We start from the raw sequence: 23628 nt of genomic DNA on the forward strand, positions 1-23628 counted from the left end.
TCATCTACTATAACAAATATTTTAAATCCTTAAAAATTTATATTTACTGAATGATGGTCAATTAAGTATGATGAGTATATAGAACTAGTGACGAAAGAACTAACCTTGTTGTTAGAGCCCTTCTTTTGGGACTGTGGTCTATGAAGATAGGTAACTCATAAACAACTGGGGGAAAATATGTGAAAAAGAAAAAATATCCTTTTATTCCTTTAAGTAAAAAAGGGATTGTTTCTATTTTTAGTGCTGCATTGTTATTTTCAGCACCATTAGCAGGGCCTTCTATCACGATGGCTGAAGGAAATGGGACAAATAAAGTTATTTTTGATGAGAATCTTGAATGGATGAAGTCAAAAACTGCAATGACTGGAAAAACATTGACGATAGATTTCAGCGAGCAGTTAGCAGCAATGGGAGCAGATGTGTTGCTGGAAGCAGCATCAGATAAACAATCTGTACAAGCTGCTTTTAACAAGAAGGTCTTGACGCTCACAATAAAGGATTTCGGTGAAACGACAATAAGCGTTACCGCTAAAAACAGTAAGCAGACTGTAACTAACACCTTTACCGTTAATATCACGAAAAAAGGCGATATTAATGGTGATGGCACAATTACACCTGCAGACTCTCTTTATATCTATCAAGTTATCAGCGGCAAGGTTAAGATTTCAACTGAACAGCAGAAGTTACTTGATATAAATGGCGACGGAAAAATTACTAATTTGGATGCGACTCTTTTAATGAGCAGTTATGTTGGCAAAAACGTTCCTGCGACTATTGAAGATAATTCCTTCGTCCAATTAACGGAAATTAATGACTCACCTGTAGGAGCAGATGATACATATACACTAAATGAAGATGAGCAGCTTAAGGTAAATACAGCATTGGGCGTGCTGGCAAATGATATTGATCCAGAAAACAAGGAATTAACGGCAACAGTGATAACCAATCCTGAAAATGGAAAATTGACATTTAATGAGGATGGGTCGTTTCAATATGTGCCAAGTGCAAATTTTGTCGGAATAGATCAATTCTCGTATAAAGCAAGTGATGGAAGCAGCACAACAGCAGCGAAAACAGTCACAATTAATGTATTGCCTGTAAATGATGCGCCTGTATCAAAGGATGGTGTGTTAAATACACAAGAGGATACTGTTGGTATTGGGACACTGTTAGGGGAAGATGTTGATGGTGATACATTGACATATACGATTGTTGAAAATGGTAAAAAAGGCAAAGTGACGATTCTTGACCAGAAAACAGGAGTTTTCTCTTATAAGCCAAATGCAAATGAAAATGGAGAAGACTTCTTCACTTATAAAGTAAGTGATGGCAAGTTAACCTCTACTGCTAAGGTGTCTGTGTTTATTAAGGCAGTGAATGATGCTCCAATAGCAAAAAATGACGCTTATTCTACTAAGGAAGATGAAACATTAACAGTTGGTAAGGAAAAGAGTGTATTGCTGAATGATGAGGATGTGGATAAGGATTCTCTGAAAGCTGTCCTTGTAAAAGGAACTGCTCACGGCACACTTGATTTCAAAGCAGATGGAACATTTACGTACATTCCAGCTAAAGATTTTAATGGAAGTGATTCTTTTGTATATAAAGCTACCGATGGTGTTTTAGAATCAGCAGAGCAAACAGTTGTACTCTCGGTAGGAGCAGTGAATGATCTACCTACAGCGAAAGACAGCTTGCTGAATGTAACAGAAGACGAAGCAGCTAGTGACATGGTTGAAGCAAGCGACGCAGACAAAGACAAACTGACATTTGCGATTGCCGAAAACGGCCAAAAAGGAAAGGCAGCTCTGACAGATGCGGAAACAGGCAAGTTCACATACACACCTGACAAAAACGCCAACGGAGAAGACAAGGTTGTCTTCACAGTGACAGATGGTCAACGAGAACCTGTAAAAGCAACAGTCTCGATTTCGATTAAAGCAGTTAACGACGCTCCAACGGCAGCAAGTGACAGCTTCACGACAAAGGAAGATGAAAAGCTAGAGGTTGGTACAGCGAAAAGCATTCTTGTAAATGATGCGGATGTTGATAATGACGCTCTTGAAGCCATTTTAGTGAAAACGACAGCACATGGGAAGCTAGAGTTGAATAAAGACGGCACCTTTACGTATACGCCAGACAAGGACTATAACGGTAGTGATTCATTCACATATAAAGCAACAGACGATAAATTAGAATCAGCTGTTCAAACTGTTGAAATTGAAGTGGAGGCTGTGAATGATCTACCTACAGCGAAGGACAGCTCGCTGAATGTAACAGAAGATGAAGCAGCTAGTGGCATGGTTGAAGCAAGCGACTCAGACAAAGACAAACTGACATTTGCGATTGCCGAAAACGGCCAAAAAGGAAAAGCAGTTCTGACAGATGCGGAAACAGGCAAGTTCACTTACACACCTGACAAAAACGCAAACGGAGAAGACAAGGTAGTCTTCACAGTCACAGATGGTCAAGGAGAACCTGTAAAAGTGACAGTCTCGATTTCGATTAAAGCAGTAAATGATGCGCCAACGGCTGCAAGTGACAGCTTCACGACGAAGGAAGAGGAAAAGCTGACGATTGAAGCTGCAAAAAGCATCCTTAACAATGATACCGATGTAGATAATGATGCTCTTGAAGCCATCCTAGTGAAAGCTACAGCACACGGAAAGCTGGAATTAAATAAAGACGGCACCTTTACTTATACGCCAGACAAGGACTATAACGGTCAAGATTCATTCACATATAAAGCAACAGATGGAAGGTTAGAATCAGCTGTTCAAACTGTTGAAATAGAAGTAAAACCAGTAAATGATCTACCTACAGCGAAAGACAGCTTGCTGAATGTAACAGAAGACGAAGCTGTAGACAGTATGGTTGAAGTAAGCGACGCAGACAAAGACAAACTGACATTTGCGATTGCCGAAAACGGCCAAAAAGGAAAAGCAGCTCTAACAGATGCGGAAACAGGCAAGTTCACATACACACCTGACAAAAACGCCAACGGAGAAGACAAGGTTGTCTTCACAGTGACAGATGGTCAAGGAGAACCTGTAAAAGCAACAGTCTCGATTTCGATTAAAGCAGTTAACGACGCTCCAACGGCAGCAAGTGACAGCTTCACGACAAAGGAAGATGAAAAGCTAGAGATTGGTACAGCGAAAAGCATTCTTGTAAATGATGCGGATGTTGATAATGACGCTCTTGAAGCCATTTTAGTGAAAACGACAGCACATGGGAAGCTAGAATTGAATAAAGACGGTACCTTTACGTATACGCCAGACAAGGATTATAACGGTACTGATTCATTCACATACAAAGCAACAGATGGAAATTTAGAATCGGCAGAACAGACCGTTAAGATTGAAGTAAAACCAGTAAATGATCTACCTACAGCGAAAGACAGCTCGCTGAATGTAACAGAAGACGAAGCAGCTAGTGGCATGGTTGAAGCAAGCGACGCAGACAAAGACAAACTGACATTTGCGATTGCCGAAAACGGCCAAAAAGGAAAAGCCGTTCTGATAGATGCGGAAACAGGCAAATTCACATACACACCTGACAAAAACGCAAACGGAGAAGACAAGGTAGTCTTCACAGTCACAGACGGTCAAGGAGAACCTGTAAAAGTGACAGTCTCGATTTCGATTAAAGCAGTAAACGATGCGCCAACAGCGGCTAGTGACAGCTTCACGACGAAGGAAGATGAAAAGCTGGAGATTGAAGCTGCAAAAAGTATTCTTAACAATGATGCGGATGTAGATAATGACGCTCTTGAAGCCATCCTAGTGAAAGCTACAGCACACGGGAAGCTGGAGTTGAATAAAGACGGTACCTTTACGTATACGCCAGACAAGGATTATAACGGTACTGATTCATTCACATACAAAGCAACAGATGGAAAATTAGAATCGGCAGAACAGACCGTTAAGATTGAAGTAAAACCAGTGAATGATAGTCCAACTGCGAAGGACAGCTCGCTGAATGTAACAGAAGATGAAGCAGCTAACGGTGTGGTTGAAGCAAGTGACGCAGACAAGGATAAACTGACATTTGCAATTGCGGAAAACGGCCAAAAAGGAAAAGCAGTTCTGACAGATGCGGAAACAGGCGAATTCACATACACACCTGACAAAAACGCCAACGGAGAAGACAAGATAGTCTTTACAGTGACAGACGGTCAAGGAGAACCTGTGAAAGCCACAGTCTCCATTTCTATAAAAGCAGTAAATGATGCTCCAACAGCGGCTAGTGACAGCTTCACGACAAATGAAGATGAAAAGCTGACGATTGGTTCAGAGAAGAGCATTCTTGTAAATGATGCGGATGTTGATAATGACGCTCTTGAAGCCATTTTAGTGAAAACGACAGCACATGGGAAGCTAGAATTGAATAAAGACGGTACCTTTACGTATACGCCAGACAAAGATTATAACGGTACGGATTCCTTCACATACAAAGCAACAGATGGAAAATTAGAATCTGCTGAACAAACGGTTGAAATTGAAGTGAAGGCAGTTAATGATACTCCGACAGCAGATGCTAGTTCAATAGAGTTAGAGGAAGATAGCAGCTTTAATGGCAAGTTAACAGGGTCTGATCCAGAAGGCGACAGCCTGACATTCTCTCTTGTTGAAAACGGCAGCAAAGGAACAGCAGTCATTACAAATGAACAGACTGGTGCTTTCAGCTATACACCGAGCAAGGATGCAAATGGTGCAGATTCGTTTACATTCAAGGTGAATGATGGCAACTCTGATTCCGAAAAAGCAACGGTAGAAGTGACAATTAAGGCTGTAAATGATGCGCCGACAGCAAGTGATGTGAAAATGGAAGGTACTGCAAGAGTTGGTGAAACGCTGACTGGGACATACAGCTATCATGATGTCGAAAACGATGCAGAAGAGCAATCAACATTCCAATGGTATAGTGGCGACAAAGAAGACGGCAGTGATAAAACGAAAATAGATGGTGCGACATCTAATGAATACAAAATAACGAATGCTGATTTGAAGAAGTATTTATTCTTTGAAGTGAAGCTTGCTGCAGCAACAGGTGAGCAATCATCTGAAAGCTACTTAAGCAATGCAAGTGAAAAGGTAAAGCTTGCTGACAGTGTTGCGCCGACAATTGTATCCACAACACCGGCAAATTCTGCAAGTGATGTTGGGGTATCTGATGATCTAGTCATTACGATGAGTGAAAATGTTTTAGCTGAATTAGGAAAAATCGAAATTAAAAATAGTGACGGCAGCACATTTGCAGAATACGAGGCGAATGACACGCAGCATGTCGTGATTGATGGAGCAACAATTACAATTAAGCATCCTAATTTTGCAGAAGGAAAAGAGTATTCAGTTGTTGTTGGTTCAAATGCATTTGTAGATGAATCTGAAAATGTATATGAAAATAGCAATAATGAGTGGAAATTCGAAACGGAAGCGGCCCCAGGTCTGACAGCTTATGCTGATTCAAGCACTCCTTTAGAAGAAGAAGCAATGAAGCAAATGTTTGGAGCATTTGTATATGTGGATATCGCAGGAGATAGCTTTAAGGACGGCTTAACGGCAGATGACATTATCCTGAACAATGCTCCTGCAGGAGTAACCGTCATGGATCAATATATAATGGGGAACAACCTTACACTAGTGCTGGGTTATGATGGAACAGATTTTGATACGAAGTTCAGTAATTTTACAGTAACGATAAAAGGTACAGCTTTGGAAAAAGGCAATGATCTGACATCTAACAGCTTGGAGTTTGTACCAAGTACCGATGCACCAACACCAATCATTACAGAATATTTGCACGGTGGAGATGGTAGGTCTGCCGTTGAAATATTCAGTCCTGCTCCAACATCAGAGCAATATAAGCTGAAAGTATATTCTACACATAATGGTGTAAAGAGTTCTTCTGAAATAGCATTATACTTGCAAAGTAATCCTAATTTAACTATTGGCAGAATTTTTTACGATTATTTTGATGTTGTTCCATTTTGGTACTATAACCAAGAAACTGTTTTAGATGAAGGAACCAATATAGTAAACGCATTGCAGATTATAGCTCCAAACGGATCAGTTGTTGATACACTAGGAGATCCATCGTCAAGCACTCCGATTGTAACTGGAAGTGTAACAATGGTTAGAAATACAGATATCAAAGACGGTATTGACCGCTATGTTCCTAGTCAATGGAGTACATATACAAGTGATATCTACAATCATTTCGGTAAAAGAGATTAAAACATGGTCTGAAAAACAGGTGAAAGATGTTCCTTGTAGGACACTTTTCACCTGATAGTGATAAATACGCGTTAACTTTTAAATTAAGGGAGATTACAGGATGAACCGAAAGAAAATAAAAGCTTTATTGCTTGTCCTACTTATTGCGATGCTGACAGTGCCTGTACAGGCATTTGCAGCTACTTCCAAAAGCGTTACGGTGAAAATCGGTGATGTTCACGGGGAAGCGGGTCAAGTGATAACAGTACCTGTGTCCGTTTCAGCACCAGTGACAGATATTGCTGCATATGGCTTGGAGCTGAACTATGACAATACTTCTTTGGAAGTAAAGGAGATACATCAGGTTGACGATAATCAAGAGTTTCAAAGCAACTTCAGTAACAAGGATGGGTATTTGCGAGCAGCATGGGCAGATGCTACTGGAGGGGATGATGCATTAAAAAATGCAGCTACTTTATTTACGGTTGATTTCTTAATAAAGGAAAATCCAGTATACGGAAAAAAAAGCATTAATGTTCCGATATATGATGCAGCAGCATTGAGTTTTACTGATTCCAATAATAATAACGTAAGTGCTACAGTAGAAAACGGCAGCTTTACAATCAATAAATCTAGCAACTCTAAGCTAAGCAGCTTACTAGCTAGTGATGGGACATGGAATGAAACCTTCTCACCAGAAGGAAAATTCTATACTGTTGCTGTAAAAAGCACAGTTAATTCATTGAATTTTGTTCCGACAGCACAGAATGAATATGCTCATATTACTATTAATGACAAAAAAGTAACGAGCGGAACATTATCTCATGGCTTTTCGTTAAAAGAAGGCAGCAACAGCTTCACTATCAAAGTAACAGCACAAGATGGATCTGCTTCGACTTATACGGTGAAAGTTAATAAGGAAAAAGAAGCAGTGGAAGAAAAACCAGACACAAATACTGAAATTGTCACAGTAGATATTCAATCAGGCAATGATGCAGTGGTTGCTAAAACACCTATTTATCGCACTACAGATGAATTTGGTATCAAATCAGATAAAGTGACATTGACAAAAGATGTTGTGAAGGAATTGCTGGCAAGTGCTGAGCTGCAAGACTCAAACACAGCTAAAATCATCATTCCAGATACACAGGATGAGATTTCTGAAACGTATTTCTCCATTCCAAAGGATGCTCTAAAGCTATTGAGCGAAGGGAATATCAATATACAATTAGTAATGAACAATGCTCAAATCGTTTTGCCAAAAGAGTCTCTTAAAGACGTAAAGGATGATTTATATTTCCGCTTCGTTCCTGTAAAAACAGAAACAGAAAAGAATGAAGTGAAAAACAGAGCACTTAACAGCATTACAAGCTTTTCTGAATATGAGAATGTCCAAGTATTAGGAAGACCGATGGAAATTCAAACGAATATGGAAAACTCGAAGGTGAAGCTTATTTTGCCAGTAGAATCTGATGTGATTGATACGATTAAAGCAAAAAATAGTGGTATTGAGAACCTGCCAATCTTTATTGAGCATGATGACGGCACGAAGGAAGTTATCGATGCCTCGTTTACGAATTATCATATGGATGGCTTCACTGGATTAGCTTTTGAAATAAATAAGTTTAGTACCTTCACGCCACTGTATCTGTCAGGTGCTGTTACTAACAATACAGACCAAGAAGCAGTTAGCGGCAAGGATGCGAAGGACAGCAAGGGTACGGAAGCATCTTCAAGCGCAGACACAACAGTAAGCACAGATGAGCAGGGAACTGGAACAAATCTGAAGAAACTGCCGAAAACAGGCGACGATTCTTATATTGATATGATCTTAAATATCTCTATCGTTGCAATTGCAGCAATTTTAGTTTTTCTGTTTGTCAGCAAAAAGAGAAGGCTGAAAAAGCAATAATAAGAATGAGGAGAGGGACTTTGTCTCTCTCCTCATATTCTTTAGGAGTATGCTATGAAAAAAACAGTAATCGTTCTGCTTGTTCTCCTTTTACTTGGATTATTGGCTATTAGAGGGGTTCGTTTCTATGAAGACTATAAAAATGAGCAAAAAAGAGCAGAGCTGTCAGAGCGCTATGAAAAAGCAGTTACCGGTGAAATAGATACGAAAAACAATCAGCAAGAAACTGCTGTAGTAGGGAAAATCACCATACCTAGTCTCAAAATCAACTACATCATCCTTGATGGAGCATCAGATGAAAATCTTGATATTTCAATAACGAAGGTGACAGGTCCTGATATGAACGAAACAGGAAATCTCGTTCTCGCTGGTCATAACATGCGAAATGGCAGTTTATTTGGCAAATTAAAAAAGGCGACAAAAAAGGACGCGATTTTTTTAACCGATGAGAAGGGGAACAAGGGAGAATACAGCATTACGAAAATGTATACAGTGGAGGATACGAACCTCACTCCACTAGAACAAAACACAAATGGTACAAAGCTAACGTTGATAACATGTACAGATAATAATGAATACAGACTGATTGTTGTTGCAGAAAAGACAGCAGATTAAAAATGGTAATAGTAATGATAACGAGAGACTTTTTAGAAGTCTCTTTTTTAGGACTTTTTATTTAGGGATTTATAACTAGTTTAAGGGAAATTTAAGTTTTTCCCTATATAGTTAGCAACATAACAAAACGACAATAAAAAGATTAGGGGAAATTACTTTGAAAAAAATCTCAACAAAAATCATTATATTATCATTATTTAATTCTATATTTGTAGCAGCGGTCAATGTCTTTGCATCGCTCTTCATGAGCAGCAGCCAAGGTAGTGGAAGTGGAGAAAATCAAGCGCAGAGCGGTCTGTTGGGCCATCTCCCGCCAAAGCAAGTCCTTATAGGTCTTGGTGTTTCCATTGTCCTTGGTGTTATCCTGGCATACTTCCTAGGAAGATTAATATCAAAGCCAATTGTTCAATTAACAGAAATCGCCCAGAAAACATCAGAGCTTGAACTAACGGAAGACGATAGTATTTTCGGTAAGACACTTGTATCAAAGGACGAAACAGGGGAAATGGCTAGAGCACTTCTGGAAACGAGAAACTCATTGAAATCAATGGCAACACAGCTGAAGTATGTCTCTTCAACAGTTGCAGCACACTCAAGCAGCCTTACGAAAAACACAGAGGAAAATGCCAGAAATATTGATCAAGTGGTCGCAACAATAGAAGAAATTGCAATAGGAAATAATGGTCAAGCCCAAACAATCAGTGAGGTAAACACTACTTTATTAGAGGTTGTCGAACTGATGGAAAATATAACGAGAGATGCTTCTGCAGGTGCTGACAAAGCGGCAGCTTCCATTGATTCCATTGTAGAGGGGCAGAACACGGTAGAATTGCAAGGAGATAAAATGGATGAAAACATTTCGGTATCAGCAGAAGCAACATCCTCCATCAATGAATTGAGCATGATGATTGGTCAAGTTGGAAACTTTGTAGCCGTCATTACAAATATTGCGGAGCAAACAAATCTGCTGGCGCTGAATGCGGCAATTGAAGCGGCAAGAGCAGGAGAAGCAGGCAGAGGGTTTGGGGTAGTAGCCGATGAAATTAGAAAATTAGCGGAGGAATCATCAAGAGCTGCAAAGGAAATCACTGGCATCATTCATGATACGACAGAAAAAACGAACCAAGCAGTTTCACGTATCAACAAAGCACATAATCTAATTGACGAACAAAAGGATGCTTTAAAGATAACAGAGGAAGCATTCAGTAAAATTAAACATACGTATGACGGAATTGTGCATAACTTTAAGCAGACTGCAGCTCACATGAATGCAATTAACGGAAAATCACGGATCATTTCCGAGCAAATTCAGCAAATGACAGAAACGGCAGAGGATTTCGCGGCAAATACGGAGGAAATATCTGCTTCAGGCCAAGAACAGCTTGCGTCAACAGAAAACATTGCAGCTTCTTCCAAAGAACTGCATGTGCTGGCAGAGGAATTGGATACAGAAGTGAATAAGTTTAAAGTAAAGTGAGAAAACCAATAGTAATAGAAGAGCGGCTGTTAATAGCCGTTCTTTTTTTTCTTCTTAAGCAGTTATTTACAAAAAATAACCAATAGTAAAAAAGTTACTTCAATAAGCATTTCCAATCAGCAAAATGATTATGATAGTTTGCCATATGCCTGATTAATTATATCTGGAAATTAAATGTAAGGTTCCTTTTGTTATCAAGCATTATATTACCAAGAATGAGCAGCTGCCTATTTGGGGAAAATACTTCGCGAAGCGAAGTTGTTGTAATTGACATGAAATTATAACAGGATTATTATTGTTATGATAAATAACTAAGGTAATAAAAAGTAACTCGTTAACCATTTTATGGTTTTAGATATGGAGGTTTAAGTGATGGAATCAATGACATTTGTGTTATTTGGTGCTACAGGAGATCTTGCGAAAAGAAAAATATATCCTGCTCTTTATAATTTATATTTAGATAAGAAAATGCCGCAGGCCATCTCCGTTTTTGGTTTAGGAAGAAAAGAGTTCACAGACGCTACTTTCCAGGAGCATGTGAGAAAATCAATTGAAACTTTTTCGAGAAGAAAAGCGGAGAATGACGAGCAGTTGGAGGCGTTTATTGCAAGCTTTCGTTACAGCATTCTTGATGCAACAAAAATAGAGGATTACGAAACCCTTTTGAAAAAGGTGGAAAAGCGGGAAGCTGAATTGAACATACCTCAAAATCGCATGTTCTATCTGTCAGTTGGTCCAGAGTTTTTTGATCTCATCGCCTTAAATCTGAAGGAAAGCGGTTTGGGTACAACAGCAGGTTGGAAAAAGCTGCTTATTGAGAAGCCGTTTGGTCATGATTTAGCTTCAGCCAGAGAGCTTAACGAGAGATTGAGCAAAGCATTTACAGAGGAAGAAATTTACCGCATTGACCATTACTTAGGAAAACCAATGGTCCAAAATCTAGAAGCATTAGAGTTTGCCAATCCTGTATTGCAAGCATTATGGAATAATAAGCATATTGCTAATGTGCAAATTACAGCAAGCGAAATGGTCGGAGTAGAAGAAAGAGCCGGCTATTATGATCATGTTGGTGCACTTCGTGACATGGTCCAAAATCATTTGCTGCAAATGCTGATGATGACTGCAATGCAAACACCTGAAAAAGTAGGTCAAGACCAAATACGTGAACAAAAACGAAAAGTGATGGAAGCACTTCGTCCAGTTAACGGGCAAGATATTCACGAAAATATTGTTAGAGGACAATACAGCAGTGGCGAAGTAAACGGCCAAGCTTCAGTTGGGTATCGTGATGAGCCAAATATTAAAGAGAATTCAAGCACAGACACATTTATAGCAGCAAGACTTTGGATTGACAATGATTTGTGGGAAGGTGTCCCATTCTATATTAGAACAGGGAAAAAGATGAAAGAAAAATCTACTCGGATTGTCATCGAATTCAAAGATACACTTAAAGATCTTTATGAAGAGAAAAAGGATCAGATTGTGCCTAATCTCTTAATAATAGAAATCAGTCCGAATGAAAACATTAAATTGCTGTTAAACAGTAAAAGTCCATTTGAAAATGGAAAAATAGAACAAGTGGAAATTGATCTTACACATGCCCAAAAGGATGTTCCAGAAGCATATGAGCGTTTAATATTCGATGCTTTCAAAGGTGATTCTACGTTCTTTGCTCATTGGAATGAAGTGGAATTGTCTTGGGAATGGGTGCAACCAGTATTAGATGCATTTGAACAAGGCGATGCTCCATTGCATTTCTACCCAGCTGGCTCTAACGGACCTGAAGCGTCAGATGAGCTGCTTGCAGCAAATGGGTTTAAGTGGTGGCTTGATAGTAAACCGGCAGAAAAAGACAGCTTAGTTTCCATCGGATAACACATATCAGCAGTGATTTAGAACATGCTATAAACAGCGTCATAATAAAATCGTTCGTTTAGTTTCCATCATTAACAAAAGGAATATGGATAAAAATAAATGTTTTTCTCAGTTAATCAGGAGGGGTTTAAGATGAAAGTTGGTTTAATTGGTTTAGGGAAAATGGGTTTAAACTTAGGAAAGAATTTATTGGATAATAAACATCAAGTGTCTGCATTTGATTTAAATCCTGCTGCTGTTTCTGAAATGAAGGAATATGGAGCAGATGGAACTACAAGCTTAACAGAGCTTGTGCAATCATTGGAAACACCAAGAGTACTTTGGATTATGGTGCCTCATAATGTCGTGGATTCTGTTATTGGCGAGATGGCACCATTACTTGCTAAGGGCGATATTATAATCGAAGCAGGTAATTCCCATTATAAAGAATCAATCCGCAGATATAATGAGCTGCAGGAATTCGGTGTCCACTTTATGGATGTTGGAACGTCTGGAGGAATGGCTGGTGCACGAAATGGTGCATGCTACATGATTGGCGGTGACCAGGCTGCATGGGATGTTGTAGAACCAATTTTCCGTGATACAGCTGTTGAAAATGGCTACTTTTATGCAGGTGCAGCAGGCAGCGGTCACTTCTTGAAAATGGTTCATAACGGAATAGAGTATGGTATGATGGCAGCAATCGGTGAAGGATTTGAGGTTCTCGAGAAAAGTGAATTCGATTACGATTATGAAAAGGTCGCAAAAGTTTGGAACAATGGCTCTGTTATCCGTTCATGGCTGATGGAGCTAACAGAGAATGCCTTCTCTAAAGATGCTAATTTAGATGATATTAAAGGAATTATGCATTCATCAGGTGAAGGAAAATGGACAGTGGAAACAGCTCTGGACTTGCAGGCTGCAACACCAGTTATCGCCATGAGTTTATTGATGCGCTATCGCTCTCTTGAAAATGATACATTTACAGGCAAAGTTGTAGCGGCACTCCGCAATGAGTTCGGCGGTCATGCTGTTGAAAAGAAATAAAGTGTAAGGAAATTACCCTTAAGCGCATGCTTGAGGGTTTTTTCTTTTATAGAGACTTGGTAAAGCAGGTTTTAAGTATATCTCTGTAAATGGGTTTATAATAATAAAAGCAAATAAAGTAGGATTGGGGGAAAAGGGAAGATTGAAATTAAGTGTATTGGATCAATCCGTCATTAGCAGTGGTGCGACAGCTTATACTGCTTTAAAAAATACAGCCGCATTGGCACAAATAACAGAACAATTAGGGTATGAAAGATTTTGGGTTGCAGAACATCATAATGCAAACGGAATTGCAGGAACGTCTCCAGAGGTGCTGATATCACATATCGCAGCAAAGACGAAGCATATTAAAGTTGGCTCCGGCGGGGTGCTTTTACCACAATACAGTCCTTATAAAGTAGCGGAAAATTTTAAAGTGCTAGAAGCTTTATATCCTAATCGTATTGATTTAGGGATTGGCAGGTCTCCTGGAGGATCACCTGAAACAAGGCTTGCCTTGACAGACGGTATTCGGAAAAGCTTAAACGAATTCCCTCGGCAGGTACAGGATTTACAGAAATATATCATCGGTAATGACAAAGGGAAAAATGCTGTAACAGCATATCCTGTCCATGAAAGCTTGCCTGAAATGTGGATGCTTGGCGTATCACATAGAGGCGCGAGACTTGCCGCAGAGCTAGGCATTGCGTTCACTTTTGGCCATTTTATTGCACCGCTAAATGGGAAAAGGGCGATGGAATATTATTATAAGCATTTTCAGCCCTCTGTTTTTGCGAATAAGCCGAAAGCTAATATCTGCATCTTTGTAATATGTGCGGAAACAACCGAAAAGGCTGAGTTTTTGGCTACAAGCCTTGATTTATGGCTGTTAGCCCTCGGAAAAGGAGAAGCAAATGCAGAAATTTTAAGCCCTGATCAAGCCAGCCGCAAAGTACTGACACAAGAAGATAAAAAAGCTATTAAAGAAAATAGACGGAGAATGGTTATTGGCACAAAGGAGCTAATCAGGGAAGAGCTTCTTCGCCTTAGCAAGCTTTATGGCACAGATGAATTTATGGTTTTAACGAATGTTTATGATTTTGAAGATAAGGTAAAATCATATCAACTATTGGCGGAAATAGATTTTTAATGAAGAAAGAAAAACCTGAAAGAAAATATTTTTCAGGTTTTTCTTTTATTGGAGATAAAAAAGTTGACATTATTTTCAAGCATGTTATATAATAATCTCGAATTAAAGATATGTCGATTTGAGATACTTAGTAGCCTGTTAAATAATTATTGTCGTTAATCCTATTTTAGATAACGAAAAAACACTTGTAGGGAATAAAAAATGAGTACTTTTTTTGAAGCAATTAAAAACCGCCGTTCACACTATGCAATCAACAAAGAACAAGTAGTATCTGATGAAAAAATTCAAGAAATTATCAACGAGGCAGTGCTTCACACTCCATCTTCATTCAATTCTCAAAGTACGAGAGTTGTTGTCCTTCTAAATGACAAGCATGACAAAGTATGGGATATTACAGCAGCAGAATTGAAAAAGATTGTTCCAGCAGAGAACTTTGCATCAACAGAAGAAAAGCTTAACAGCTTTAAAGCTGGATATGGAACAGTATTATTCTTTGAAGACCAAGAGGTTGTAGAAGGATTGCAAAAAGCATTTGAATTGTATGCAGATAACTTCCCAGTTTGGGCAAACCAAACAAATGCTATGCACCAATTAGTAATTTGGACTGCTCTTGAAGAAGTAGGCTTCGGTGCATCATTACAGCATTACAATCCATTAATTGACGAAGCAGTTGCAGTTGAATGGGACATTCCATCAACATGGAAGCTAATTGCTCAAATGCCATTCGGTAAACCTACAGCACAACCAGGAGAAAAAGAATTTAAACCATTAGAAGATCGTGTGAGATTCTACAAATAATAAAAGAAGAAGTGGCTGGGACATAAGTATGTGAACCAGCGTAAAGACCGAACTACTTAATCAACGATCAACCATTGATTAAATAGTTCGGTTTTTTGTTTTGTCCCAGCCTCTTTTTTAGTCCCAACTAGAAATAGGGTGATGAATAAAAAATGAAGTCCATTCCTCGTCGGATTTACAGTAAATGGTACCGCCGATTTTGTCGATAATTTGCTTGCACACAAATAAACCAATGCCTGTCCCAAGCTCTTTTGTCGTATAAAAAGGTTCAAAGATTGTTTTTGTGTTTTCTTCCTCAATCATTGGCCCGTTATTGGAAATAACAAAGACTATTTCGTCTGTGCTTTTTCTAGAGCTTATCTTTAAATCTCTGCCATTAGGCATTTGCTTTAAAGCGTCTATAGAATTCATAATCAGATTTAAGAGAACCTGTTTTAGTTCATCCTTAAACGTATAGAGGAAAAGAGGCTTCTCTGTTTCAATAGTAAGGTTAATTTTATTATCGACTGTGCTTGCATAGCAAAGCTGCTTAAGATTTTCAAAAAGCAAATCAATCGCGACGTTTTCTTTGCCCTTTTTTACAATCTCTGTTTTAGAAGTATGAAGAAACTGGGTAATCCTGAAATTCAATTCGTTCAGTTCATGCTGAATAATGTCCAAGTATTTCAAATCAGGATACTCGTCACGCAAAATTTTATTAAACCCAATTATAGCGGTTAATGGATTTCTGAATTCATGCACAAAACTGGAGGAGATTTGTCCGAGTACTGCCAGCTTGTCCATATGGTTGTCATTGATATACTTTGTTTTCGTATGCAATTCCCGATTCTTTAATTGCGTGTATCTTTTAACGGCATGATAACAGAAAGAATCAAAAAGGGTGTTCAGACTGTTTACAAAAGATTCTAGCTCCTGTGTGGGAAGATTCGCTTGAAAACAATATTTAATGAGGATACTTCTGCCTGCATTCACATTGTAGATAAAGTCACCGATATTAATATCGGCCTCAAGCCGCTCTTTGCCGACTTTATAAGCAAACTCCTGTAGCTCTGTATTGGAATATTCGCCTTCTAGCACCTTTATAAGAAGACCATACATGGTCACTGCATTGTTTTTGATTTCCTCCTTATGTGGATCATTAGATTCGATGACGGATATATCGATCCATTCATCAATGAATGAAGACTGGTGTTCCATCAGGAATAACATAAGTTTATTTTGTTGGTCGTTTATAAGCAAAACAAACCCTCACTTTGCATTTTTTTTCAGTTATGGTTGATATGTATGTAACTTATTCGACAAAGTGATTTAAAAACCTTTTTGAATTCATCTTTTGAAATTTTAAATATTGGCAGTTTTGAATGAGAGTTTTTCTGGAATAGTAAAGACACACAGTTTTTTTATAGGAATATTGATGCATAATATTCTTGCAATAGAAAACGTTATCATCTATAATAGGTTTAGTAAGGATTGTTACTGTTCGGCAGGCAAAACCTGAATCAACTAAACTTATGGAGCAAAAATGTTCTATCTATGAGTTTATTTGGTTCGGGTTTTTTTATGATAAAAATTCGAAGGAAAAGTGATTAGGATGAAAATTATAAAAGTGTTTAATAATAATGTCGCTTTGACTAAAGACCTTAACTCCATAGAGATGGTAGTGATGGGCAAGGGGCTCGCATTCCAGAAAAAGGTCGGAGACGAAATTGACGAAGAGAAGGTCCAAAAGACGTTTGTATCTCCTTCGGAAAACTTCGCGGCCAAGCTTTCCGAGCTATTGAATGAGATTCCTTATGAGATTATGTCACTGTCAAAAGATATTATTGAGCTTGCAGAGAAGGAATTGCGCACAGAGCTGAATGATTCCCTATATTTATCTCTATCGGATCATATTCACTTTGCCATTACGAGAATAAAAAATGATATACCAATCAAAAATGCGCTGATGTGGGAAGTAAAGAAGTTCTATAAGGCTGAATATCAGGTTGCCCGCCTTGCTTTAGGTTTGATTAAGGAAAGAACAGGTGTTGAACTTCCAGAAGATGAGGTTGCATCGATTGCTCTGCATATTTTCAATGCAAGACAAGATCATACAGGCATGGAAGAAACAGTAACAATGACAAATATCGTTAAAGATGTGACGAATATTGTTAAGTATCATTATGGCATTGACTTTAATGAAGAATCAGTCAATTACAGCCGGTTTATCACACATCTACGTTATTTTGCTTATCGTATGCTTCGTGGTGAAATAAATGATGATCAAAACGATGCTCTTTATAACCAGGTGAAGAGACAATATGGCGAAGCTTATAAATGTACAATAAAGGTTGCCGACTACTTGGAAAAAGAATATTCTATGAAGATGACAAAGGATGAGCTTGCCTACTTTATGATTCATATCCACCGCGTTTCAATAAGAGAGAAACGGATGAAATAACCCAGCAAAAAACCACTGTTTAAGAAACAGTGGTTTTTTGTCAGCCTTGCTGATTTAATTTCGAATCGGTAATTTTTTCATTTGTCATACTCAAGATGAACACGAATGACAGCAGAAGTGGAATGAATGTCCACAGGAATGTTGTGCTGATGGAATCTGACAGCACGTCGGTAATTTGTTTCAGAATATCTGCAGGGATATGAGCCCGCGCTTCTGGTGACAGGATGCTTCCGCTTTCTGCTCCGCCTTCTGGCATCGTTGCTGGAAGATTATCTGTAAAGCTGTTTCGCTGGATTACTCCAAACACTGTTATTCCCAATGTCATACCAAGGGAACGAAGAAAGTTACTTGTTGAGCTGGCAATTCCGCGCTGCTGTGGCAATGCTTTTTGCAGAGATGCCATCCCCAGAACAGAGAAGGAAGGGCCAACACCAAGCCCAATCACCATCATATAAATCGTGATAGACCATCTTGGTGTGCTTGCATCAAGTGTGCTTAACAGGAAGGTTCCGATTGCCATAATAATTCCGGAAGTCATCATTATAGACTTATAGCTGAATTTATTTGCGAATGCTCCTCCAAGTGCTGCTGCAACACTTGATGTAACCATCATCGGCAGCAAAAGCAATCCTGAATTGGTAGCAGTCCCGCCAGTCACTCCTTGGATATAAAGCGGAATGTAAATAGTTGACACCATGAACACACCGCCGTAAAACATGCCCGTCAAGACGGTTGTTGTGTATAGTCGCTCTTTGAACAAGTTAAATGGCAGAATAGGGTCTTTTGCCCGTTTTTCCACAAGCAGAAAAACGATGAAGCAAACAACAGACAGAATAAATAAGGAGATAATCTGCCATGACTGCCATGGATAAGTTTCTCCTCCTAATTCTAATCCGAACATTAACGAAATAGAAAAACCTAACAAAAATACAAACCCAAACCAATCGATGATTTGTTTTGTATGTGTTTTTGATTCTTTGTAAAAAATAATAATTAATGCTAGTGCGATGATTCCAATTGGAATATTAATAAAGAAAATCCAGCGCCAATCAAATTGTTCTGTAATGAAAGATCCTAATAATGGACCTGCAATACTCGATAAACCGAAGACAGCACCGAAAATACCACTCATTTTCCCGCGGACTTCACGAGGGACTACATCCCAGATGATCGTGAATGCGATTGGCATTAAGGCGCTTCCGCCGATACCTTGAATAGCTCTGAAAATACAAAGCTGTATCATTGTATTTGCCATACCGCAAAGAATAGAACCAGCTAAAAATAGTAAAATTCCAAAAACAAAAAATTTCTTTCTGCCATACATATCCGATAATTTACCGAATATCGGCATACCTGCCATCTCTGCCACTAAATACGCGGAAGTAACCCAAACATATTTATCCATACCGCCTAAGTCGCCGATAATGGAGCCCATGCTTGTTGCTACAATTGTGTTGTCTAGAGATGCAACAAATATCCCAAGCATTAAGGCAATCATAACAGGAACTAATCTTGTCTGTTTAGAAGACATACATTATAACCCTCATTTCTTAATTTAACAGTGTTAAATAACCAATATGCAGTTTAACACGGTTAAATACGTTAGTAAAGAATTATAGCCACAAATAATATACAATATAAGTGTAAAGAGGTGACTTCATGCAGAAGAAAAATGTCAGCAAAGAAGCAATAATAAATGCGGCGCTTGAAATACTCCGCGAACAAGGTTTATCACATGTGACGATGAGAAACGTAGCAGCAAGGCTGAAAATAAAAGCTCCTGCTCTGTATTGGTATATAAAAAACAAACAGGAATTATTGGAGCTGCTCGGAGAATACATAGCATGCCAATTTACATTCCCGAAAGAATGCAGCAGCTGGGAGGAAGAAGTAGAGTTATTTTCCCTTGAGCTAAGGAGAGTATTACTGTCAGTCCCTGATGGAGCTGAGATTATGATGGTTACATTACCTGTTACAAAACAAAGATTGCTGCTAATTAACAGGACATTTGCGATTTTTCATCGGTCAGGCTTACGAGAAGACAAAATATTTCAGGCAGTTAACTTTATCAATACTTATGTGACTTCCTATGTACTAGACGAGCAAAAGCAACAAAGAATGCTTGAAGAAATTGGCTTTGAAGCAGTACAAGACAAATTCTCCGAAGCAATTGCAGCCCTATCAAAAGCAGAAGCCCCTTATATATACCACCATTTTCTTTCACCAAATGAAGGCCTAAAATCAAGTAATGACTTCCTTTCCGGCTTAAAGGTAATTATAAAAGGACTGCAGCAGTTACATTAAGAGAGAAAAAGATGCCAACAAAGCATCTTTTTTTTTGTTTCATTTTCAAAGATTGAAAATGACTTTATTTTATAATTTAAATGTATAGACAAATAAGAACAAATGATTATAATAATAAATGTAAGCGGTTTTTGAAAACGATTTAATAAAATTTAAACATATAAAAAGGTAAAGGAGCATGAACGATATGAAAAAGATATTACTAGCTTGCAGTGCAGGAATGTCTACTAGTTTACTAGTTACCAAGATGGAAGAACATGCAAAAACAATCGGCGTAGAAGCGAAAATATGGGCTGTCGGCCAGGATAAAGCAAAGCAAGATATGGCAGAAGCAGACGTTGTACTAATTGGTCCACAAATGAGCTTTTTGAAGGGAGAACTTCAAAAGGCGGCAGATCAATACGGAATTAAAGTGGATGTTATCGATATGATGGCATATGGTTTGGCAGATGGTCAAAAAGCCTATGAACAAGCAGTTGCTTTAATGGGTGATAAATAATGGGAAAGATTGATGTTAATACATTAACAGCAGAACAAATCAACTTTATGCTTATTCTTCACAGTGGCAATGCGAGAAGCAAAATTATTGAGGCGCTTCGGGAGTACCGTGCAGGTAAACCGGAGGCGGCAGATGAACTGCTTGTACAAGCAGAGGCAGATTTAAGTGTTGCCCATGAGATCCATTTTAAATTGGTTCAGCAAGAGGCATCAGGCAACAAGGTAGAATTCGCGCTTCTTCTTATGCATGCAGAGGACCATTTAATGTCAACGCTTTCCATGAAGGAGCTTGTGAAAGAGCTGCTTGAAATCTTTAAAGAAAAGAACCTATAAAATAGCTGTATATCCAAAAGGGGGAGAATCCTGTGTTTGAAAAATTAAGCCAATTTTTGGTGCCAATAGCAGGGAAACTGAACAACAACCGTTATTTGACTGTCCTGCGTGACGCCTTTATGCTGTCATTTCCATTAACGATTTTCGGCTCTATCTTTGTCGTACTGACAAATCTGCCATTCCTAAAGAAATTTATGAGTGCAGAGTCAATTGCATCATTCCAATCATTGTTTGGGATAGCCAATTCGGCAACAATGGGCATCATGTCTATCTTTGTTGTATTCGGTATCGGTTATTATCTGTCTAAAAGCTATAATGTGGAGGCTGTATTTGGCGGTGCAATCGCACTTGTTTCTTTCTTATTACTAACGCCATTTGTTGTTCAGCCAGAGACAGGTGAAGCTATTTCAGGTGTCATTCCTGTCGATCGTCTTGGGGCAAAAGGGATGTTCCTTGGCATGATCACTGCCTTTATCGCAGGGGAAATTTACCGCACGATTGTGCAAAAGAATATCACGATCAAAATGCCGCCAGGAGTTCCGCCGGCAGTAGCAAAATCATTCGCAGCATTAATTCCAGCTGTACTTACATTGACTTTCTTCCTGCTTGTGAACGTTATTGTAACAGCAGCATTTGATACAAACTTGCATGATGTTATTTATAAAGCAATTCAAGCACCATTAGTAGGCTTGGGCAGTGGCATCATTCCGACACTTATTGCAGTATTCTTTATCCAAATTCTATGGTTCTTTGGTCTTCATGGTCAAATTATCATCAACTCTGTTATGGACCCAATTTGGAATACACTGCAAGTAGAAAACTTAACAGCATATACGAGCGGACAAGAAATACCACATATTATCTCAAAACCGTTCATGGAGATTTATACTGTCGGCATGGGTGGAACAGGTATGACACTTGCTGTCGTGTTCGCAATCCTGCTGTTCATGAAGAGTAAGCAAATGAAGCAAGTAGCGAAGCTTGGCCTTGGCCCTGGTATCTTTAACGTCAATGAGCCAATCATCTTTGGTTTGCCAATTGTTATGAACCCATTAATTATTGTACCTTGGATTATTTCACCAATGATTGTAACGCTAGTAACTTATTTCGCAATGTCAACAGGAATTGTACCACCTCCTACTGGTGTTACCGTTCCATGGACGGTGCCATTCTTCATCAACGGTATTATGGCTACTAACTCCTTCGCTGGAGGATTAATGCAGCTTGTGAATATGGCAATCGTATTTGCAATTTGGTTCCCATTCCTGAAAGTTATTGACCGTGTCAATGTGAAGAAGGAAGAAGAAGAAATGAAAAAAGCATCTTAATAAAAGCAGCTAAATGATACATGAATGGAAGGGAGGAAGCAGAGTATTGGCTTTAGCGTCAGCAAAAGCTCAATATGCCTGCTTTTTCCTATAACAAAGGAATTCATCTTAGAGTATGTCTTTGAAAGGGGAAAGAAAAAATGTCAGTAAATAATGAAGTGAAATATAATTTTCCAGAAAATTTTTGGTGGGGATCTGCCGCATCAGCAACTCAAACGGAAGGTGCAGCAAATGTTGATGGAAAAGGACAAAATATTTGGGATTACTGGTACGAACAGCAGCCAGAGCGCTTTTTTGATGGAGTTGGTCCACAAGATACATCGCAATTTTATGTGAAATATAAAGAAGATATTAAGCTGATGAAGGAAATTGGTCATAACTCCTTCCGCATGTCTATTTCGTGGTCAAGATTGTTTCCTGAGGGCAAAGGAGAGATTAACCCGAAAGCAGTGGAATTCTACAATAATGTTATTAATGAATTCATTGAAAATGGAGTAGAGCCATTTGTTGGACTGTTCCACTTCGATATGCCGATGGAGCTGCAAAAAATCGGTGGATGGGCCAACAGAGAAGTCGTTGATGCGTATGTAAACTATACAAGCATATGCTTTGAGCTGTTTGGTGACCGTGTGAAGAAATGGTTTACACATAATGAACCAATCGTACCAGTGGAAGGCGGCTATCTGTACGATTTCCATTATCCGAATGAGGTTGATTTCAAGAAGGCTGTCCAAGTCGGATACCATACAATCCTTGCAAGTGCAAAAGCGATTCAAGCATATAAAAACCAAGGACAGGATGGGAAAATTGGAATCGTCCTTAATTTGACGCCATCTTATCCACGCAGTCAAAATCCTGCCGATGTAAAAGCTTCCGTGTTGGCAGATGCCTTCTTTAACAGATCATTTTTAGATCCTTCTGTTAAAGGAGAATTTCCGCAGGAGCTTGTTGCAATCCTGAAAGAGGAGGGCTTCATGCCGGAAATTGCGGATGGAGATTTGGAAATCATCCGTAATAATACAGTTGATATTCTTGGTGTTAACTATTATCAGCCAAGAAGGGTGAAGGCGAAAGAGCATCTTCCTAATCCAGAGGCTCCATTTATGCCAGATCGCTATTTTGATAACTACGTGATGCCTGGCAGAAAAATGAATCCGCACCGTGGCTGGGAAATTTACGAAAAAGGCATATATGATATTTTAATCAATTTAAAAGATAACTATGGAAATATTGAATGCTTCATTTCTGAAAATGGAATGGGAGTTGAAGGCGAAGAAAAATTCCGTGACGAATCAGGCATCATTCAAGATGATTACCGAATTGAGTTTATTTCAGACCATCTTAAATGGGTTCATCAAGCAATTGCGGAAGGCTCTAATGTAAAAGGCTATCATTTATGGACGTTCATGGATAACTGGTCTTGGACAAATGCGTACAAAAATAGATATGGCTTCGTATCTGTAAATCTTAATAAAGACGGTGAACGCACAGTTAAAAAGAGCGGACAATGGTTTAAAGAAGTTGCAGAGAATAACGGATTTTAAAAGAGAGAAAAAAGTGATTTCAATCGAAATCACTTTTTTTTTTGCAATCTAGGAAGCTCTCTTTCTATTATTGACGGTTAACTTCGCAGAGGTTTATAATTAAGTTATCGTTTAAGTAATACAAAATGTTA

At 38.7% G+C, this 23628-nt stretch carries 16 protein-coding genes; 14 read left to right on the top strand and 2 right to left on the bottom strand.

Annotation, left to right across the window (positions count from 1 at the left end; genetic code table 11):
* Positions 1-179: 179 nt before the first annotated feature.
* From NQZ71_RS05370 to NQZ71_RS05405, 8 genes are all read left to right on the top strand, one after another.
* The gene (locus NQZ71_RS05370) at positions 180-6239 is read left to right on the top strand and encodes a tandem-95 repeat protein (protein ID WP_317011459.1); all 6060 of its coding nucleotides are present in this window, start codon (positions 180-182) and stop codon (positions 6237-6239) included.
* A 100-nt stretch (positions 6240-6339) separates the two neighbouring features.
* Positions 6340-8130, top strand: a complete 1791-nt coding sequence (locus NQZ71_RS05375; protein ID WP_317011460.1) for a cohesin domain-containing protein — start codon at positions 6340-6342, stop codon at positions 8128-8130.
* Between the two features lie 54 nt (positions 8131-8184).
* Positions 8185-8745 (top strand): sortase, encoded by a 561-nt coding sequence (locus NQZ71_RS05380; protein ID WP_260054589.1) that lies wholly within the window; start codon positions 8185-8187, stop codon positions 8743-8745.
* A gap of 157 nt (positions 8746-8902) precedes the next feature.
* The gene (locus NQZ71_RS05385) at positions 8903-10222 is read left to right on the top strand and encodes a methyl-accepting chemotaxis protein (RefSeq protein ID WP_317011461.1); all 1320 of its coding nucleotides are present in this window, start codon (positions 8903-8905) and stop codon (positions 10220-10222) included.
* A 372-nt stretch (positions 10223-10594) separates the two neighbouring features.
* The gene (gene zwf / locus NQZ71_RS05390) at positions 10595-12097 is read left to right on the top strand and encodes a glucose-6-phosphate dehydrogenase (protein ID WP_144453680.1); all 1503 of its coding nucleotides are present in this window, start codon (positions 10595-10597) and stop codon (positions 12095-12097) included.
* A gap of 132 nt (positions 12098-12229) precedes the next feature.
* Positions 12230-13123 carry a phosphogluconate dehydrogenase (NAD(+)-dependent, decarboxylating) gene (gnd, locus tag NQZ71_RS05395; RefSeq protein ID WP_144453678.1) on the top strand — a complete coding sequence of 298 codons (894 nt, stop codon included), beginning with the start codon at positions 12230-12232 and terminating at the stop codon, positions 13121-13123.
* Positions 13124-13265: 142 nt separating this feature from the next.
* Positions 13266-14252 carry an LLM class flavin-dependent oxidoreductase gene (locus NQZ71_RS05400; RefSeq protein ID WP_144453676.1) on the top strand — a complete coding sequence of 329 codons (987 nt, stop codon included), beginning with the start codon at positions 13266-13268 and terminating at the stop codon, positions 14250-14252.
* 201 nt (positions 14253-14453) lie between these two features.
* A complete protein-coding gene (locus NQZ71_RS05405; protein WP_260054587.1) occupies positions 14454-15050 on the top strand; it encodes a nitroreductase family protein in 597 nt (198 codons plus the stop codon).
* A 117-nt stretch (positions 15051-15167) separates the two neighbouring features.
* Here NQZ71_RS05405 and NQZ71_RS05410 read toward each other — a convergent pair whose 3' ends face one another.
* Positions 15168-16289 carry a histidine kinase N-terminal domain-containing protein gene (locus NQZ71_RS05410; protein ID WP_144453672.1) on the bottom strand — a complete coding sequence of 374 codons (1122 nt, stop codon included), beginning with the start codon at positions 16287-16289 and terminating at the stop codon, positions 15168-15170.
* A gap of 352 nt (positions 16290-16641) precedes the next feature.
* On the opposite strand from NQZ71_RS05410, the gene licT reads away from it, so the two are divergent.
* Positions 16642-17490 carry a BglG family transcription antiterminator LicT gene (licT, locus tag NQZ71_RS05415; protein WP_144453671.1) on the top strand — a complete coding sequence of 283 codons (849 nt, stop codon included), beginning with the start codon at positions 16642-16644 and terminating at the stop codon, positions 17488-17490.
* Positions 17491-17530: 40 nt separating this feature from the next.
* On the opposite strand, the gene NQZ71_RS05420 is transcribed toward licT, so the two are convergent.
* Entirely contained in the window at positions 17531-19021 is a 1491-nt protein-coding gene (locus NQZ71_RS05420; RefSeq protein WP_260054586.1) for an MDR family MFS transporter, read from the bottom strand.
* Between the two features lie 128 nt (positions 19022-19149).
* On the opposite strand from NQZ71_RS05420, the gene NQZ71_RS05425 reads away from it, so the two are divergent.
* The 5 genes from NQZ71_RS05425 (at position 19150) to NQZ71_RS05445 (ending at position 23497) form a co-directional block, all read left to right on the top strand.
* Positions 19150-19794: a TetR/AcrR family transcriptional regulator C-terminal domain-containing protein gene (locus tag NQZ71_RS05425; RefSeq protein ID WP_144453667.1), complete on the top strand. Its 645-nt coding sequence runs from the start codon at positions 19150-19152 to the stop codon at positions 19792-19794.
* A gap of 187 nt (positions 19795-19981) precedes the next feature.
* Positions 19982-20293: a PTS sugar transporter subunit IIB gene (locus tag NQZ71_RS05430; protein ID WP_127738098.1), complete on the top strand. Its 312-nt coding sequence runs from the start codon at positions 19982-19984 to the stop codon at positions 20291-20293.
* Complete coding sequence (locus tag NQZ71_RS05435; RefSeq protein WP_317011462.1) at positions 20293-20625, top strand: PTS sugar transporter subunit IIA; 333 nt, start codon at positions 20293-20295, stop codon at positions 20623-20625. Before NQZ71_RS05430 ends, NQZ71_RS05435 begins: the two co-directional genes overlap by 1 nt.
* A gap of 32 nt (positions 20626-20657) precedes the next feature.
* On the top strand, positions 20658-21953 hold the full coding sequence (celB, locus tag NQZ71_RS05440; RefSeq protein ID WP_144453664.1) for a PTS cellobiose transporter subunit IIC: 1296 nt from the start codon (positions 20658-20660) through the stop codon (positions 21951-21953).
* 140 nt (positions 21954-22093) lie between these two features.
* Positions 22094-23497 (top strand): glycoside hydrolase family 1 protein, encoded by a 1404-nt coding sequence (locus tag NQZ71_RS05445; protein ID WP_317011463.1) that lies wholly within the window; start codon positions 22094-22096, stop codon positions 23495-23497.
* Positions 23498-23628 lie beyond the last annotated feature (131 nt).

The organism is Niallia taxi, from assembly GCF_032818155.1.
GTDB classification, from domain to species: Bacteria; Bacillota; Bacilli; order Bacillales; family Cytobacillaceae; genus Niallia; species Niallia taxi_A.

Coding starts and splice junctions, on each gene's coding strand:
- NQZ71_RS05375 (WP_317011460.1), top strand. CDS start 6,340: ATGAACCGAAAGAAAATAAAAGCTTTATTGCTTGTCCTACTTATTGCG.
- NQZ71_RS05380 (WP_260054589.1), top strand. CDS start 8,185: ATGAAAAAAACAGTAATCGTTCTGCTTGTTCTCCTTTTACTTGGATTA.
- zwf (WP_144453680.1), top strand. CDS start 10,595: ATGGAATCAATGACATTTGTGTTATTTGGTGCTACAGGAGATCTTGCG.
- gnd (WP_144453678.1), top strand. CDS start 12,230: ATGAAAGTTGGTTTAATTGGTTTAGGGAAAATGGGTTTAAACTTAGGA.
- NQZ71_RS05405 (WP_260054587.1), top strand. CDS start 14,454: ATGAGTACTTTTTTTGAAGCAATTAAAAACCGCCGTTCACACTATGCA.
- licT (WP_144453671.1), top strand. CDS start 16,642: ATGAAAATTATAAAAGTGTTTAATAATAATGTCGCTTTGACTAAAGAC.
- NQZ71_RS05420 (WP_260054586.1), bottom strand. CDS start 19,021: ATGTCTTCTAAACAGACAAGATTAGTTCCTGTTATGATTGCCTTAATG.
- NQZ71_RS05425 (WP_144453667.1), top strand. CDS start 19,150: ATGCAGAAGAAAAATGTCAGCAAAGAAGCAATAATAAATGCGGCGCTT.
- NQZ71_RS05430 (WP_127738098.1), top strand. CDS start 19,982: ATGAAAAAGATATTACTAGCTTGCAGTGCAGGAATGTCTACTAGTTTA.
- NQZ71_RS05435 (WP_317011462.1), top strand. CDS start 20,293: ATGGGAAAGATTGATGTTAATACATTAACAGCAGAACAAATCAACTTT.
- NQZ71_RS05445 (WP_317011463.1), top strand. CDS start 22,094: ATGTCAGTAAATAATGAAGTGAAATATAATTTTCCAGAAAATTTTTGG.